At 55.6% G+C, this 13,978-nt stretch carries 13 protein-coding genes; 9 read left to right on the plus strand and 4 right to left on the minus strand.

Features of this window, described 5'->3' with window-relative positions:
- The first annotated feature begins 9 nt into the window (after positions 1 to 9).
- The 5 genes from OM794_RS20995 (at position 10) to OM794_RS21015 (ending at position 5,148) form a co-directional block, all read left to right on the plus strand.
- Entirely contained in the window at positions 10 to 1,227 is a 1,218-nt protein-coding gene (locus OM794_RS20995) for a CaiB/BaiF CoA transferase family protein (protein WP_226246525.1), read from the plus strand.
- Positions 1,228 to 1,240: 13 nt separating this feature from the next.
- A complete protein-coding gene (locus tag OM794_RS21000; protein ID WP_226246524.1) occupies positions 1,241 to 2,530 on the plus strand; it encodes a TRAP transporter large permease in 1,290 nt (429 codons plus the stop codon).
- 109 nt (positions 2,531 to 2,639) lie between these two features.
- Complete coding sequence (locus OM794_RS21005; RefSeq protein WP_226246523.1) at positions 2,640 to 3,686, plus strand: TRAP transporter substrate-binding protein; 1,047 nt, start codon at positions 2,640 to 2,642, stop codon at positions 3,684 to 3,686.
- A gap of 11 nt (positions 3,687 to 3,697) precedes the next feature.
- Positions 3,698 to 4,216, plus strand: coding sequence for a TRAP transporter small permease (locus OM794_RS21010; RefSeq protein ID WP_226246522.1), 519 nt, complete (start codon positions 3,698 to 3,700; stop codon positions 4,214 to 4,216).
- A complete protein-coding gene (locus OM794_RS21015; protein WP_226246521.1) occupies positions 4,216 to 5,148 on the plus strand; it encodes a hydroxymethylglutaryl-CoA lyase in 933 nt (310 codons plus the stop codon). The genes OM794_RS21010 and OM794_RS21015 overlap by 1 nt, the downstream gene beginning before the upstream one ends.
- A 427-nt stretch (positions 5,149 to 5,575) precedes the next feature.
- Here OM794_RS21015 and OM794_RS21020 read toward each other — a convergent pair whose 3' ends face one another.
- From OM794_RS21020 to OM794_RS21035, 4 genes are all read right to left on the minus strand, one after another.
- Positions 5,576 to 6,343, minus strand: coding sequence for a fumarylacetoacetate hydrolase family protein (locus OM794_RS21020; protein ID WP_226246520.1), 768 nt, complete (start codon positions 6,341 to 6,343; stop codon positions 5,576 to 5,578).
- The gene (gene hydA, locus OM794_RS21025) at positions 6,343 to 7,776 is read right to left on the minus strand and encodes a dihydropyrimidinase (RefSeq protein ID WP_226246519.1); all 1,434 of its coding nucleotides are present in this window, start codon (positions 7,774 to 7,776) and stop codon (positions 6,343 to 6,345) included. The genes OM794_RS21020 and hydA overlap by 1 nt, the downstream gene beginning before the upstream one ends.
- 1 nt (position 7,777) lies before the next feature.
- On the minus strand, positions 7,778 to 8,509 hold the full coding sequence (locus OM794_RS21030; RefSeq protein WP_226246518.1) for an aspartate/glutamate racemase family protein: 732 nt from the start codon (positions 8,507 to 8,509) through the stop codon (positions 7,778 to 7,780).
- Positions 8,510 to 8,647: 138 nt separating this feature from the next.
- Positions 8,648 to 9,331, minus strand: coding sequence for a GntR family transcriptional regulator (locus OM794_RS21035; protein WP_226246517.1), 684 nt, complete (start codon positions 9,329 to 9,331; stop codon positions 8,648 to 8,650).
- A 318-nt stretch (positions 9,332 to 9,649) separates the two neighbouring features.
- On the opposite strand from OM794_RS21035, the gene OM794_RS21040 reads away from it, so the two are divergent.
- Genes OM794_RS21040 through OM794_RS21055 form a run of 4 tightly spaced genes read left to right on the plus strand, consistent with a single transcriptional unit; the run spans position 9,650 to position 13,978 of the window.
- Positions 9,650 to 10,699, plus strand: a complete 1,050-nt coding sequence (locus OM794_RS21040; RefSeq protein ID WP_226246516.1) for a TRAP transporter substrate-binding protein — start codon at positions 9,650 to 9,652, stop codon at positions 10,697 to 10,699.
- Positions 10,700 to 10,717: 18 nt separating this feature from the next.
- Positions 10,718 to 11,293 carry a TRAP transporter small permease subunit gene (locus OM794_RS21045; RefSeq protein ID WP_226246515.1) on the plus strand — a complete coding sequence of 192 codons (576 nt, stop codon included), beginning with the start codon at positions 10,718 to 10,720 and terminating at the stop codon, positions 11,291 to 11,293.
- A complete protein-coding gene (locus tag OM794_RS21050) occupies positions 11,290 to 12,588 on the plus strand; it encodes a TRAP transporter large permease (RefSeq protein WP_265154023.1) in 1,299 nt (432 codons plus the stop codon). Before OM794_RS21045 ends, OM794_RS21050 begins: the two co-directional genes overlap by 4 nt.
- A 13-nt stretch (positions 12,589 to 12,601) precedes the next feature.
- Positions 12,602 to 13,978 carry an amidase gene (locus tag OM794_RS21055; RefSeq protein WP_265154024.1) on the plus strand — a complete coding sequence of 459 codons (1,377 nt, stop codon included), beginning with the start codon at positions 12,602 to 12,604 and terminating at the stop codon, positions 13,976 to 13,978.

Genomic DNA, 13,978 nt, shown 5'->3' on the forward strand with positions numbered 1-13,978 from the left:
AGAATAACAATGAGACAACAAGACACGCCCTCCCCGCTCCCCCTTGAGAACATTAAGGTTCTTGAGCTAGGACAACTCATCGCAGGGCCCTATTGCGGCCAAGTGCTTGCAGATTTTGGTGCTGAGGTAGTGAAAGTCGAGCCTCCTGGTAAGGGGGATGCTATGCGGCAGTGGGGAGAAGCCGACCAGGAGAGTGGCGACCCATTGTGGTGGAACGTGATTGGCCGCAACAAACAATCGCTGACCCTCGATCTTCGTCAGCAGCGCGGGCAAGACGTGTTGCGTCAATTAGCGACGCATGCTGATGTCATCATCGAAAACTTTCGCCCCGGCACCATGGAGCGCTGGGGACTAAGCTACGACGAACTCTCGCGCCACAACCCAAAGCTGGTCATGGTTCGGGTCACGGGCTTTGGCCAAGATGGCCCTTACGCAACCCGGGCGGGGTTCGCTTCAGTATGCGAAGCCATGGGTGGGCTACGCTATTTAAGCGGCTACCCTGATCGCCCTCCAGTGCGTGTTGGCATCTCAATTGGCGACACGCTGGCGGGCTTGCACGCTGCGCTAGGCACCATGATGGCCCTTCATCAGCGCGAGCGAAGCGGACAAGGGCAAGTGGTCGATAGCTCGATATTTGAGTCTGTCCTGGCCATGATGGAGAACTTAATTCCTGAGTATGCCCGGGCGGGAAAAATCCGCGAGCGCAGCGGTAGCTTCTTACCCAAAATTGCCCCCTCAAATGCTTACCCAGCCCGTGACGGGCGCGACGTTATTATCGGCGCCAATCAGGACACCGTCTTCCGCCGCCTCTGTGAGGCCATGGGGCAACCTCGCCTGGCCGACCATCCTGACTACGCGACCCATCGTGCACGGGGGGAGAACCAGCAGGCTATCGACGACCTTGTTGCGGCCTGGACCCAGCAGCACGACGCTTCTCATATCGTGGATATCCTCGCCGAGGCGGGGGTGCCCGCAGGGTTAGTCTACCGAGCCCCCGATATGCTTGACGATCCACACTTCCAGGCGCGTGAGTCGATCGTAGCGGTGCCTGATCGCCAGGGCCGCCCACTGCCGATGCAAAATGTTTTCCCACGACTCTCCAGCACCCCAGGTAAAGTACGTAGCGTCGGCCCTGCCCTGGGCGAGCATACCCATACAATCCTCGCCGACTGGCTGGCGCTCTCAGCCGATACTCTCGACGCTCTTCGCGCCGACAACGTGATCTGAGGGGGAGAGCATCATGGATCCCATTATCGTTCTTGCCATTTTAGTCGGGCTGATTGTCATCGGCTTCCCTATTTTCCTAGCCCTGGGCTTATCCGGGTTGGTCGGCCTCTATATGGCGCGCGGCTCAATGGCGTTTTTTTTCGCCCCCACGTCACTATTTGGACAGCTTAATGCCTTTGAGCTGATTGCCCTGCCACTCTTTATTCTGATGGGTAATTTTCTGGGGGCTACACCGGTGGGGTCGAGTCTTTTCACTGCCGCCGTGCGCTGGCTCAACTGGCTGCGGGGGAGTCTAGCGATCTCTTCGGTGGGGGCTTCGGCAATGTTCGGCGCCGTATCAGGGGTGAGCCTAGCGGGCGTTGCGGCAGTGGGTTCGATTGCCGTACCACAGATGCTCCAGCGCGGTTATAGCCGATCGTTGGCCGCCGGTGCTGTCGTTAGTGCTGGTGCACTGGCCATGCTGATTCCACCCAGTGTGCCCTTTATTATCTATGGTGCCGTCTCTAGCGTCTCGGTGGCGGATCTATTTATCGGCGGCATCGTGCCCGGCATTGTGCTCGCGTTAGCATTATCACTGTTCATCTACATTCGAGTGCTGCTGAACCCTGAAGAGGCGCCCGCCAGTAAGGAGCGTTTTACCTGGAAAGAGCGCTGGGCGAGCCTGGCTAACATCTGGCACGCTGCGCTGTTGGTGGTGGCCGTGCTGGGCTCGATCTACTCGGGCCTCGCCACGCCCAGTGAAGCCGCGGGCATTGGCGCAGGTGGTGCCTTTTTGATCGCCACCCTGATATTTCGCAGTCTCAGCTGGAGTAAGTTTCTGGAGATACTGGCGACAACTGCGCGCGTCAGCGGTGCCATCCTACTCATTATCGGCTGTGCCAAGATCTTCGGCGACTATCTCAACATGGTGCGAGTACCGCAGCTCCTCACCGAGGCACTCACCGCCACCGGTCTGCCCGCTTGGGCGATTCTGGTGGCGGTGATGCTGCTGTTGATTCTGCTGGGCATGATCGTCGATGCCGTGTCGCTGATCGTGGTGACCACCCCAGTACTGCTGCCTCTGGTCACCGCCCTGGGCTACGACCCACTGTGGTTCGGTATCGTGATGGTGCTCAACCTTGAGATTGCCGTGGTCACTCCCCCAGTGGGGCTTAACCTCTACGCGCTGCGTGGGGTCTGCCCCGAGCTCTCAGTGGAAGAAATCATCAAAAGCGCACTGCCATTTGTCGCCGTTCAGTTCCTCGTGCTGATGCTGTTTGTATTCTTCCCCGGCCTCAGCCTGTGGTTGCCGGGGCTGATGTAGCCCCGGTGTTTCAACGTCAGTGAAGTGCAACGTTACAGAGGTGCATCACAACAAACCTTTACTCAGACTCATACAACAGCCTCTTACAACAACAATCAGGAGATTCACCATGACACTGTCTCGCCGCCAAGTGCTGAAGTACGGCACCTTCGCCACCGCCGGTGCCACGCTGTTTGGCACCCAGAGCCTGCTGGCCCCCCGCAGCTACGCCGCCACCACGCTGACGGGCGTCACCTACCTGCCCGACTCCTACAAAGCATTGACCTATGGCTCCAATCGCTTCGTGGAGATGCTCACAGAGCAGGGAGGCGATACCCTCTCGGTGGAGTTTTACGACTCTGGCCAACTGCTCAAAGTAGACGAACAGCTGCCAGCGCTGCGAGCGCGCAGCATCGACTTCATGTTCCATACCTTCTCCTACGTCACCCGCTCTATCCCGATACTGGGCGTCACCGGTTTGCCTGGGGTAGTGGGCGAGCTCTATCGCCACCCGGAGCGCCTGCGCCAGGGAAGCCCGCTGATGGAGCTGATCAACGAGGTATTGGCAGAGGACAACCTCTACATGCTCACCTCCGGTGGCGGAATCCTTGAACCGGAGTATCTGTGGAGCACCGAGGCTAGCCCCATCCGCCGCCTTGAGGATGTACGCGGGAAGAAGATTCGCATCGTCGGTTTTGAGGCCACCAAGGCCTTTGAGCCTTACAGCGTGGGGGCGACCCGTATTCCCTCCTCAGAGACCTATATGGCACTGCAACGAGGAACCGTCGACGCCGGGGTATTCAATATCTCAACGGTGATCGGCCGCAGCCTCCAGGAGCAGTTGCAGGTCTGTTACAAGCTGCCGATCACCGGTTTCTCGGTTGCTCCCTTCATGCTGCGGGACACCTGGGACAACCTTGACGACGAGGCGCGCGCCGTACTACAGCAGGCAGCTGACTGGTACGACGAGAACTTCATTGAGCACTGCAACAACGACATTTACCCCAACGAGTACTGGCCCCAGATTGAGGAGGCAGGGGTGGAGATTATCGAGCCTTCCGATGAAGACCTTGAAGCCTTCAATGCCGGCGTCCAGGACGTCTGGGATCACTGGAAGGAAGAAGTCGGTGAGGAGGTCGGCGATCGCGCCATCGCGCTGGCCCTTGGCAACGCTTAAGGGAGAGTGAAATGACAACAATGGCAATGCGTAGCTGGGACGGCCTATTGGCCGTTCTACGCTGGACATCCATGGCAGTGTTGGTCTTCATGATGGTGTCTATCTGCTATGACGCCACCATGCGATATGTCTTCGCGGCCCCCACTAGCTGGAGCCTGGAGATCAACTCCTTTCTCCTGGTTTACCTAGCGGTGATTGGCGCCGCCGAAGCACAGCGTCACGACGCCCATATCCGTATTACCTTCTTTAAAGATAAGCTGCCAACGCGTATCCGCGCCTTCATCGACCTGACGACGGGCCTGTTGGGCATGCTGTTTTGCATAATTCTCGTATGGCGTGGCGGCATCATGACGATGCAGGCGTTTGAGTACAGCGAGCGTGTCTCAAGCTCGCTGGGAACGCCAATGGTTTACCCCTATGCACTGCTACCCATCGGCTTCGCCGCCCTGGGGTTACAGTTCCTCATTGACGCTGCCTGTGCCGCTCAGCGCTTTCGTCACTCCTTGGAGCAACCAGCGGAGAACAGATAATGACGCCCCTATCGCCGCCATCCAGTATTGAGCTTGTCGAGGTTGCACCACGAGACGGTTTTCAATCGATACGCGACATACTGCCCACTGCCGATAAGCAGCGCTGTATCCAGGCAATACTAGATGCAGGCGTCACTCGCTTGGAGATTGGCTCTTTCGTAAGCCCCAAGGCCATTCCCCAAATGGCCGATACCGGCAAGTTAGTAAAGGCGTTTGCTGACCGGCCAGGTGTACGTTTTTCTGCCCTAGTGCCCAACCTCAAGGGTGCAGAACTAGCGTTGGAGCACGGCATTCGCGAAATCGTCTATGTCGTATCGGTATCGGAATCCCACAACCAAAGTAATGTGCGTCGCAGCACCGCCGAGTCACTTCAAGAACTATACCAGGTGATTGAGCGTATGCGCCGCGCCGAGGGTAGCCGACTGCGCCTTGACCTTGGCACCAGCTTCGACTGTCCCTTCGAAGGCACCATTAGCTGGCAACAAGTTGATCGTATTCTCAGCAGCGCACTTGAGCTTATTGCGGCCTTGCCCCTAGAGGTAGCGCTTTGTGACACGACCGGACGAGCCACACCCTACCAGGTAGCCGACTATTTCACGCAATTGCGCGAACGGCATGCCAGCGCAGGAGTGGACTGGGCCTTCCACGGCCATAATACGTTTGGCATGGGGGTAGCGAATGCCCTTTTCGCCATAAGTCATGGCGCCACAGCAGTCGACACCGCTTGCGCAGGACTTGGTGGATGCCCATTCGCGCCGGGCGCCACGGGTAACACCGCCACTGAGGATCTGTTATATGCCCTACAGGGCGGTGGAGTCACTACCGGTATTGACCTACCGAAACTGCTAGAAGCGGCTGATATGATTGCCGCCCTGCCTAGTGGCCAAACGGCTAGCCATCTGCGTCAGGTTCCTAGGGAACGAGTGAACTGAGGTGAGGGCGCGTTGACTGCCTTGCTCACCACATTGGCATTCTCCTCACTATAGCCACTTTATTTCCGCCGAAATTAGCTAATGAGTGAAGTGCTTTCTTAGTGACAGCAGAATTGCGGGTTAACTGGATCTTAAACTCAACTCCCGCCTCTTGGCTTCCACGAGTCTATACGGGATTTCTTATTTGCTTCCAATTTTAACTACCCACCAGCTTCCAAGTGCCCTTGGAATAATCAGCCCAGAGGTTTGAAGCCCGAATGATCGCTTACACTAGTGTCTACTGTTGCTGGGTAAGATCTTTGTTCCTGATTCCAATTATCCGCGGAAGGGGATAGATTTTAGCGAAGCGGTATATGGCGGTCTCAAAAACCGCCATCGTAGACTCAAATTTCATTGCACTAACAACTCTTTAATTCAGGATCTCAGGTTACTGCTCTAATGAGAAGCAAACCTCACCAATATCGCTAAAGCTAGCCTTAACTATTTCACCAGGATGAGCCTCAAAAATGCCAGCCCAAGTCCCTGTCGTGATAATGTCACCCGCCCGAAGTCCCGGCGGATATTGTGATGCGGCATGTTTTGCCAACCAAGGGAGTAAACTTAACGGATCGGCTAGAGGATGACGTAGTTCCTTACCTTTAATATCACGCTTATTGCTTTTAATACTAACGATGCTGTTTGCATAATGTGGGTTCCAGCCGCTTTTAACAGCCTCGCCCAGTATCAAACAACGATTCATTTGATGGTCAGCCAGTAGGAACCTATCTGGCAGTTCCTGCCAACACTCGGCGCGAACGTCGCAAATTTCGATAGCAGCCATTACCGACCCTACCGCTTTGTATGCATCCCGCAACGTCGACCCATGCGGTAAGGGCGACTCGAGCTGTATAGCCAACTCCACCTCTATACCGATCATAGTATGGCGTTCGCTATAGGCCATAGCGAACGGATCCTTCACCATGTGCAGATCTGCTATAGGTGAAGCAGTGGGTCGTTGTAGCGTCCCACCTACTTTCCAAGCTTTTGGTTTGTCGTTGGCAAACCATCCTAAAGCCTCACCGACTTCATGCTGTATACGATAAGCCGCCTGATCCGTTTCCGGAGCCAAGCGCTTTGCGTCGGCAGCGCCCAATACTTTGCCACTACGCCATGCGTCGACTAATGCCTTGCTAAGAAAAGTGTTAGAACTTTCCATCAACGCTCCTCCCAAAAGGGCTTCGGAGTGGCCATTGTTGGTCGAGCACAAGGCAGAAATTTACCTAGATCAGGCTGACCTAAGTATTGGCCATCCCGCCATACAACGCGTCCCCGGCTCATCGTTATGAGCGGCCACGCATTAATCTCAATGCCCTCGTAGGGGGTGTAATCAACATTATGATGAAGATCGTTGTTATTGATTACCTTTTGGCCGCCGGTTTCCCATATTATCAGGTCAGCATCCGCCCCAATCGCAATGGTCCCCTTTCGCGGATAAAGCCCATACATCTTGGCCACGTTCGTTGATGTCAGGGCAACGAACTGGTTGATATCAATGCGCCCTTTTTCAACACCATGCGAAAAGAGTAAGCCGAGACGTGTCTCAACGCCTGGAATTCCGTTGGCTACCTTATCAAAGCTAGGCGCGCTATCCGTGGCAAGCTTCCCATCATGACCAGAAAAACGGAAAGGGGCATGATCCGAAGAAAATACATGGAAGGTTCCTGACTCTAATGCGTCCCAAACCACCTTCTGATTAGCCTTATCTCGAGGGGGCGGACTACAAATACACTTAACCCCTTCAACGTCATCCTCGCCGCCTAGATCCTCAGCGGTAAGAAAGAGATACTGAGGGCAGGTTTCGCCATAGATGCGTAAGCCGTTCCCTTGCGCCCACCGTATCTGCTCAATAGCTTCTCGCCCTGAGACGTGGACAATCAGAATTGGCACATCGACTAACTCTGCGAATGTAATAGCTCGCTGAGTCGCCTCTCGTTCGGCAAGCATGGGACGTGACTCGGCGTGATAACGAGGCGCGGTCTTTCCTGCCCGAAGAAGTCGTTCGGTTAGCCAAGAAATGCAGTCTGCATTTTCAGCATGAACCATCACTAGCGCGCCCTCCTCGCGCGCCACCGCGAGTACATCGATAATTTGACGATCAGCTAGCTTGAGATCGTCATAGGTCATGTAGATTTTGAAAGAGGTATAGCCCTCCGCAATGAGCGCTGGCAATTCCTCGTCTAGCACATGAGGTGTAGGGTCGGTCACTATCAGATGGAAGGCATAATCAATCGTAGCTTTGCCTTCTGCCCTGCGGTGGTAGTCCTCCACCGCCTCGCGCAGGCTTTGCCCCTTACGCTGCAGGGCAAAGGGGATAACCGTTGTCGTGCCCCCACAGGCTGCCGAACGCGTTCCGGAGAGGAAATCGTCGGCCATGACGGTGCCATCTTCGGTGGGTTGGTCAAAGTGGCAGTGTCCATCGATACCTCCAGGCAATACCCATCGTCCGCCAGCATCGATTTCTTTTTCACCCCCACTCAGCCTTTTGCCTAGAGCAGTGATAATACCGTCGACGATGCCGATATCGGCATCGAACACATCTGACGCCGTTGCACAGCGAGCATTGCGAATGATGCAATCAAAGTTCGCCATATCAAGCCTCCTTACTGAACAAACTGCCCCAACCACGCACTTCCCTCGGGTCGACCCCCGTCATGCGCAGCATTTTCCAGACGACGGTAGCCGTCGTATCCAGTACCGGAATCCCCAACCTCGATTCCCAGTCGGTCACCAGATGGGCAGCATTCAGGTTGGTGCAGTAAGTAACAATGGCTTGAGGAGAAGCTTTAGCCACGGTCTCGACCTGATCGGTTAAGCAAGCCTGGCTTACCTCGGCAAAAGCAAAGTTATCGCTGATGTTAAGATGGCTCTCCGCAACGCAGCTAATCCCAATACCTTGATAATTATCGACAATACGTGACTGAACATTGGCAACATACGGCGATACAAGACCTAGCTTTGAAATGCTGTCTTCTTTAAGGCGTTCGTTAAGCGCCAGAATTGAAGACGTCGCCGGGATATTGGTCACCTCCTCAATGCGCTGACAGAGTTCGACATCATGCTCGAAACCTAGCCAGCCGGCTGAAGTGCCACTCCAACCGATCACATCGACCTTGGCATCGGCTAATAGCTTGGCAGCCGCGAGGATAGGGCGATCATCAAATTGACCCAATGCTTCAGGTTCAAGCGAAATTTGAGTGACGCGAAAGCGAGAAAAGTGAGCACTCACCGGTTCGATATCGGCGAGCATAGCGCACGTCAGCGGCTCTAAGGCGGTATTGGATGAAGGCGTAAGGACGCCGAATCGAATGCTGGATTGAGACATGGCTATGGCTTAGCTCCTGGTTAACACCCGTTTCGCCATGAAGCGAAGCGAGACAAATTCGTCGACAATGATGAAAACAATACTGTCAACAAAAACAAGCACGAACCATGCCAAGCTGAACCTTGTTACTGGAATTATTCAACCAAGGATTTGATCCCAATCCACATCGTCACGGTGGTTACTGGTTAGGTTGAGCGCGCTCTCAATATGCTCCAAGTGATGCAGCATCAGCTCAATGGCAGCCTTTTCATCACGCCTTTCAATGGCCGCAACGATCTGGTCATGCTCGTCTTCAGGACAAGCGGGGGTTTGGGGCAGGTCGTACATAGCGATAATCAAGCAGGTCAACGGGCACAGCTCTCCCATCATGTTCTCGATATATCGGTTCCCCGCGATCCGCGCTAATAGCAGATGAAAATCACCAGAAAGGCGGATAATGGCCCGACGGTTCTTCTGCTGTCGCGCCGTCTTCTCTTTATCCAGGTGCTCATGCAGACGCTTTAGATCAGCCTTTTGCGCCCGCGAAATCACATTGCGAATAATCTCCGGCTCCAGTAACCGGCGAGTGGCAAAGAGCTCGCGTGCCTCCTGCACGGTCGGGCTAGCGATGAAGGCTCCACGGTTGGGATATACCTCTACCAGCCTCTTCTTGGCCAGAACAGCAAGCACTTGGCGAATTTTGGTACGGCTGACATTGAAGGCAGTGGCCATGCGTGTTTCGGAAAGCTTGCTGCCTGGGGCCAGTCGATGCTCCATCACAGCATTGTTGATGCGCTCGGCGATGCTTTCGATGGTGGGCTTTCCAGCCTCCATATTTTGCATTTATCAGTTTCCAATATTGTGTACAAAATTATTTTAAATCGCTCGACAGCCTTACGTCGAACAACGTCAACACGCGCGCCAGAACGAACTATTTGCCACTTAATAGTGCATTTTGACATTTTTATGCACCAGCAAGATTCGCCCAACTCCGGCGTACTCTCAAGCATTAGCGCCTAACAGCCAACAAAAATCAATGATGCTCAGCAATTACCTGTTAGCTGGCACACATCATGCATCGAGTCTTTTATTGTTCTCATGATTGTTCTCAATCTGAAGCAATGCCTGACAACCTCATCCCCTCTGCTGGAGAACGACAAGATGCAACGACTACCCACTCTCCTTGCCGCTGGCTTACTGTCAGTCTCACTCATCGGCTCGGCAGTCGCTCAAGAAAACACTTTTCAGTGGAAAGTGCTGGGCCAACCCCTCGCGACCGGCAAGATACAGAGCCAGAAAGAGCAGCCGTTCTTTGAGAACTTTGCTGAACGCACTGGGTTACCCATCGACATCAATTACCAGCCTGTCGACACGACTGGCATCAAAGATACCGAGCAGTTGCGCATTATGAAAGCGGGGCTTTTCGATCTCGTTTCGCTGCGAATGTCGCCTAATTCACGGGATGCACCGGTGCTGACGGGGCTTGATCTAGTGGGCCTGAACCCTGATTACGCGACGGCTCGTTCTGTCACAGAGGCCTACTTGCCGGTGCTTGACGAGCAACTTCAGGAGAGCTTTAACGTTAAGCTTCTCGGAGCTTGGCCGTTCGGCCCGCAAATTCTGTTTTGTGACGCACCCGTTTCCAGCTTCTCTGATATCGAGGGGCTAAAGGTGCGCGTTTACGACCAAAACCTCGCCAAATTCGTTGAGTCCGCGGGCGCCACGGCCGTGCCGATGAGCTTCCCAGAGGTGCATCAAGCACTGTCGCTTGGCGCTGTAGACTGCGCCATCACTGGCCCTAGCTCTGCCAACTCGGCAGGCTGGCCAGAGGTCACTACGCATCAGCTAACCCTGGGCATGGGCAGTGCCATGAACGGTTACGCTATATCCCTCAACGCCTGGACCCAGCTGGATAGTGATCAGCAAGCCACCCTTCAAGCTGCTTTTAACGAGCTTAACGATGAGATCTGGGAGTATTCAGAGTCGCTCTATAACGATGCGCTTCACTGCAACAGCGGCCAGCAGCCGTGCGAGACCGGCACTGAATACGATTTAGTGAATGTCGCGCCAACGGAAGCTGACCTTGCTCAAGTGCGTGAGGCCCTCCTGAATATTTCGCTGCCGACCTGGGCTGATATCTGTGATCAGGCGAATCCAGATTGCTCGGCAAACTGGGAAGCCAATGTTGGGCCGGTCATCGGTCTCGAGTAATCCAACAAGGAGCCTTTCATGATCGAGCGACTCGAAAACATGCTGGCCGTTATCTTCGGTGCCATTTTCCTCGCCCTCTCGGTGCTGATAACGCTGGAGGTACTACTGCGTAAGCTCTTCGGGTTCTCCCTTCAGGGCTCCCATGAATTGGGCGGCTATGCCTTGGCGGTGGGCGCCACCCTGGCGTTCACCCTGGCGCTGTTTGGTCGCAACCACATTCGAATTGATATCATCCACGAACGACTGCCACGCTTGTTCAGGGCAGTGCTCAACTGCTTATCAAACGTCCTGATGGCCAGCTTCGCTGGCCTGTTGGGCTACTTGGCCTGGAATGTCATCGGAGACACATTGGCCTATCGCAGTGTTGCTCAGACCTCCTGGGCAACGCCCCTCATCTACCCTCAGAGCATTTGGTATATCGGACAGGCCATTTTCATGCTGGCGGCTATTGGCTTGGCTGTGAAAAGTCTATGGCTGCTTATCAGCGGTAAGCTTGCCCGTCTTGACGAGGAGTACCAGCCCAAGAGCGCCAAACAGGAACTGGAGGATGAGCTGGATAGTGCATCGCAACGGCAGCGGGATCCATCACTATGAGTTTGGACTATATCTTCATTGCCTTTGCACTAATGATCGCCATGATGCTGCTGGGCCTGCCGATTGCGGTATCGATGGCCGCTATTGGGATTATGGGTGGCATCATGGCCTACGGCCTGCCCTTTATGAACTCCATCTCTCCAGTCGTCTGGGGAGTACAGAATGACAGCCTGCTAACGTCCATACCACTATTCGTGCTGCTCGGCGAGATTCTGCTGCGGGCAGGCATTGCCGATGGCATGTATCGCTCATTGTCGATATGGCTTGGGCGGCTGCCAGGCGGGCTGCTGCACTCCAACATCGGTACTTGCGCACTATTCGCCGCGACCTCCGGCTCCTCGGTGGCCACTGCGGCGACCGTTGGCACAGTGGCGTTGCCATCGTTGAATGAACGACGTTATCCCGTCAATCAATCACTGGGCTCTTTGGCTGCTGGTGGTGCTTTGGGGATATTGATCCCGCCGAGCGTCAACTTGATCGTCTATGGTTCACTCACCAACACCTCCATTGGCCAACTGTTCATGGCGGGTATCATCCCAGGCATCACACTGACCCTGCTATTCATGGCCTACATTGGCGTGTCCAGCCTTATGCGCACACGCCATGAGAGCAAAGAAGCAAACTACAGCTGGCGCGAACGGATCAGCGCCTCTGTTGACCTGATCCCCCCCTTGGTGGTGTTTTTTATTGTCATGGGTAGTATTTACAGTGGCCTCGCCACCGCCACCGAGTCTGCCGCCCTCGGTGTGGTGACAGCCCTGATCTTTGCCGGGCTCAAGCGCAAGCTGACGTGGCCCACCCTGCGCATCTGTTTTATCCAAACGGCCCGGGTAACAGGGATGATTTTGCTGATCATCACTGCCGCCTTCATCCTTAACCTCACTATCAGCTTGACGGGCGTGGCCAGCACCATGTCCAGTTGGGTGACCTCTCTAGGCCTGACACCCGTGATGTTCCTGCTGGCGCTTGTGGTGTTCTATCTGGTGCTGGGCATGTTCATGGATGTGCTGTCCATGCAGGTCGCCACCATTCCGATTACCTACCCCATGGCGCTCGCTTTGGGTATCGACCCGATCTGGTTCGGCATTTTTGTCGTCTTGATGTGCGAATTGGGGCTGATTACCCCACCGGTCGGCATGAACCTGTTCGTCGTGCATGGCATTCGTCCCGACAATGGAAGTATCAGCGACGTCATGAAGGGGGCCTTCCCATACGTAGTGCTGATGCTGTTGTTTGCAGGCTTAATTATCGCCGTACCGGCGATGGTCACGTGGCTGCCGGAGATCATGCGATGACCGCCCTCTGGCAATGCACGGCAACGGAACTGGTCGCGGGTTTCGCGCAAAACAGTGGTCACCAAAGGAGGCCCTGGCTGCTGTTCTCGACCGCTTGGAGGCCGTTAACCCTCAGCTCAATGCGGTCATCGCTCTAGCCGACGATGCTCATGAAGCCGCCGAACGCAGCAGCATGCGTTACAGCGAGGGAAGGCCCCTGAGCCCGCTGGACGGAGTGCCCATCAGCATCAAGGATAATCTTTTGTTGGCAGGCGTACCCGCAACCTGGGGCACGGCCGCCCTACGCAACTGGATTCCTGACCACGACGAATTACCCGTTGCTAGGCTACGTCAAGCCGGGGCGGTGCTATTCGCCAAGACGAACGCACCGGAATTCACCCTGGAAGGTTATACCGACAACCCGGTGTATGGCGTGACAGGGAGCCCTTGGGCCCCTGCGTTGACGCCGGGCGGTTCGAGCGGCGGGGCCGCGGCGGCTGTCGCCGCGGGCATAGGGCCGCTGGCGCTTGGCACCGACGGTGGGGGGTCTATCAGGCGGCCTGCCGCTCATTGCGGGCTGGTCGGGCTAAAGCCCTCCATTGGAACGATCCCCAGAGCCGATGGCTTTCCTCAAATACTGCTCGACTTCGAGGTTGCTGCTCCCCTGGCACGCTGTGTCGAAGATGCCGCCCTCATGCTGAAGGTTCTCAAAGGCGCCTGCCTGGAAGATCGACAATCATGGATGGAGTACCCTGGTCGGCGAACCACGGCATCACGCATCCTGTGTGTCTCCTCGTTGCCGGACTGCCCTGTCGACCCTCAAATACGCCGACAGGTTGAGAAGGCAGCCGACACTTTCTCCCGGATGGGCCTAGAGGTCGTATTTGATGCCCTCCCACTGGCGTTAGCAGCGCTTAACGAGATCTGGAGTGAAGTCGGGCAGATTGGACTGGCACACCTCGCCGAGACGCATGCCTCTTGGCTGGAGCATGCGTCGCCTAAGTATCGGGAGATGGCCAACGCTGGAGCCCGCCTGCCGGCCAGCCGGTTGTGGCACATTCTTGATGTTGTATCTCGCCTGCGCCGTCAGGTGGATACGCTATTTACCGACACTGACATGGTGCTGATGCCCAGCATCGCCGCCCTTTCTTGGCCTGCCAGCCAAGCCTACCCGCCGACCATCGACGGCCAGCCCGTTGGCCCGCGAGGGCATGCGGTATTCACTGGCTGGGTGAATGCCGCAGGCAACCCTGCCATCAACCTACCGGTGGAGCCATCACATGAGGGCCTGCCCATCGGGCTGCAGCTGATTGGCCCCTGGCAGTCGGAAGACCTACTGCTCGATTTGGCGCTGCGCTATCAGCGCCTTGCTCCTTGGCAAGCACGCTATACCGAACTGTGGGAGCGATGA

This window comes from Halomonas sp. BDJS001 (assembly GCF_026104355.1).
Taxonomy (GTDB): domain Bacteria; phylum Pseudomonadota; class Gammaproteobacteria; order Pseudomonadales; family Halomonadaceae; genus Vreelandella.

Coding starts and splice junctions, on each gene's coding strand:
- OM794_RS21055 (WP_265154024.1), top strand. CDS start 12,602: ATGCACGGCAACGGAACTGGTCGCGGGTTTCGCGCAAAACAGTGGTCA.
- OM794_RS21045 (WP_226246515.1), top strand. CDS start 10,718: ATGATCGAGCGACTCGAAAACATGCTGGCCGTTATCTTCGGTGCCATT.
- OM794_RS21020 (WP_226246520.1), bottom strand. CDS start 6,343: ATGGAAAGTTCTAACACTTTTCTTAGCAAGGCATTAGTCGACGCATGG.
- OM794_RS21030 (WP_226246518.1), bottom strand. CDS start 8,509: ATGTCTCAATCCAGCATTCGATTCGGCGTCCTTACGCCTTCATCCAAT.
- OM794_RS21005 (WP_226246523.1), top strand. CDS start 2,640: ATGACACTGTCTCGCCGCCAAGTGCTGAAGTACGGCACCTTCGCCACC.
- OM794_RS21000 (WP_226246524.1), top strand. CDS start 1,241: ATGGATCCCATTATCGTTCTTGCCATTTTAGTCGGGCTGATTGTCATC.
- OM794_RS21015 (WP_226246521.1), top strand. CDS start 4,216: ATGACGCCCCTATCGCCGCCATCCAGTATTGAGCTTGTCGAGGTTGCA.
- hydA (WP_226246519.1), bottom strand. CDS start 7,776: ATGGCGAACTTTGATTGCATCATTCGCAATGCTCGCTGTGCAACGGCG.
- OM794_RS21040 (WP_226246516.1), top strand. CDS start 9,650: ATGCAACGACTACCCACTCTCCTTGCCGCTGGCTTACTGTCAGTCTCA.
- OM794_RS21035 (WP_226246517.1), bottom strand. CDS start 9,331: ATGCAAAATATGGAGGCTGGAAAGCCCACCATCGAAAGCATCGCCGAG.
- OM794_RS21010 (WP_226246522.1), top strand. CDS start 3,698: ATGACAACAATGGCAATGCGTAGCTGGGACGGCCTATTGGCCGTTCTA.
- OM794_RS21050 (WP_265154023.1), top strand. CDS start 11,290: ATGAGTTTGGACTATATCTTCATTGCCTTTGCACTAATGATCGCCATG.
- OM794_RS20995 (WP_226246525.1), top strand. CDS start 10: ATGAGACAACAAGACACGCCCTCCCCGCTCCCCCTTGAGAACATTAAG.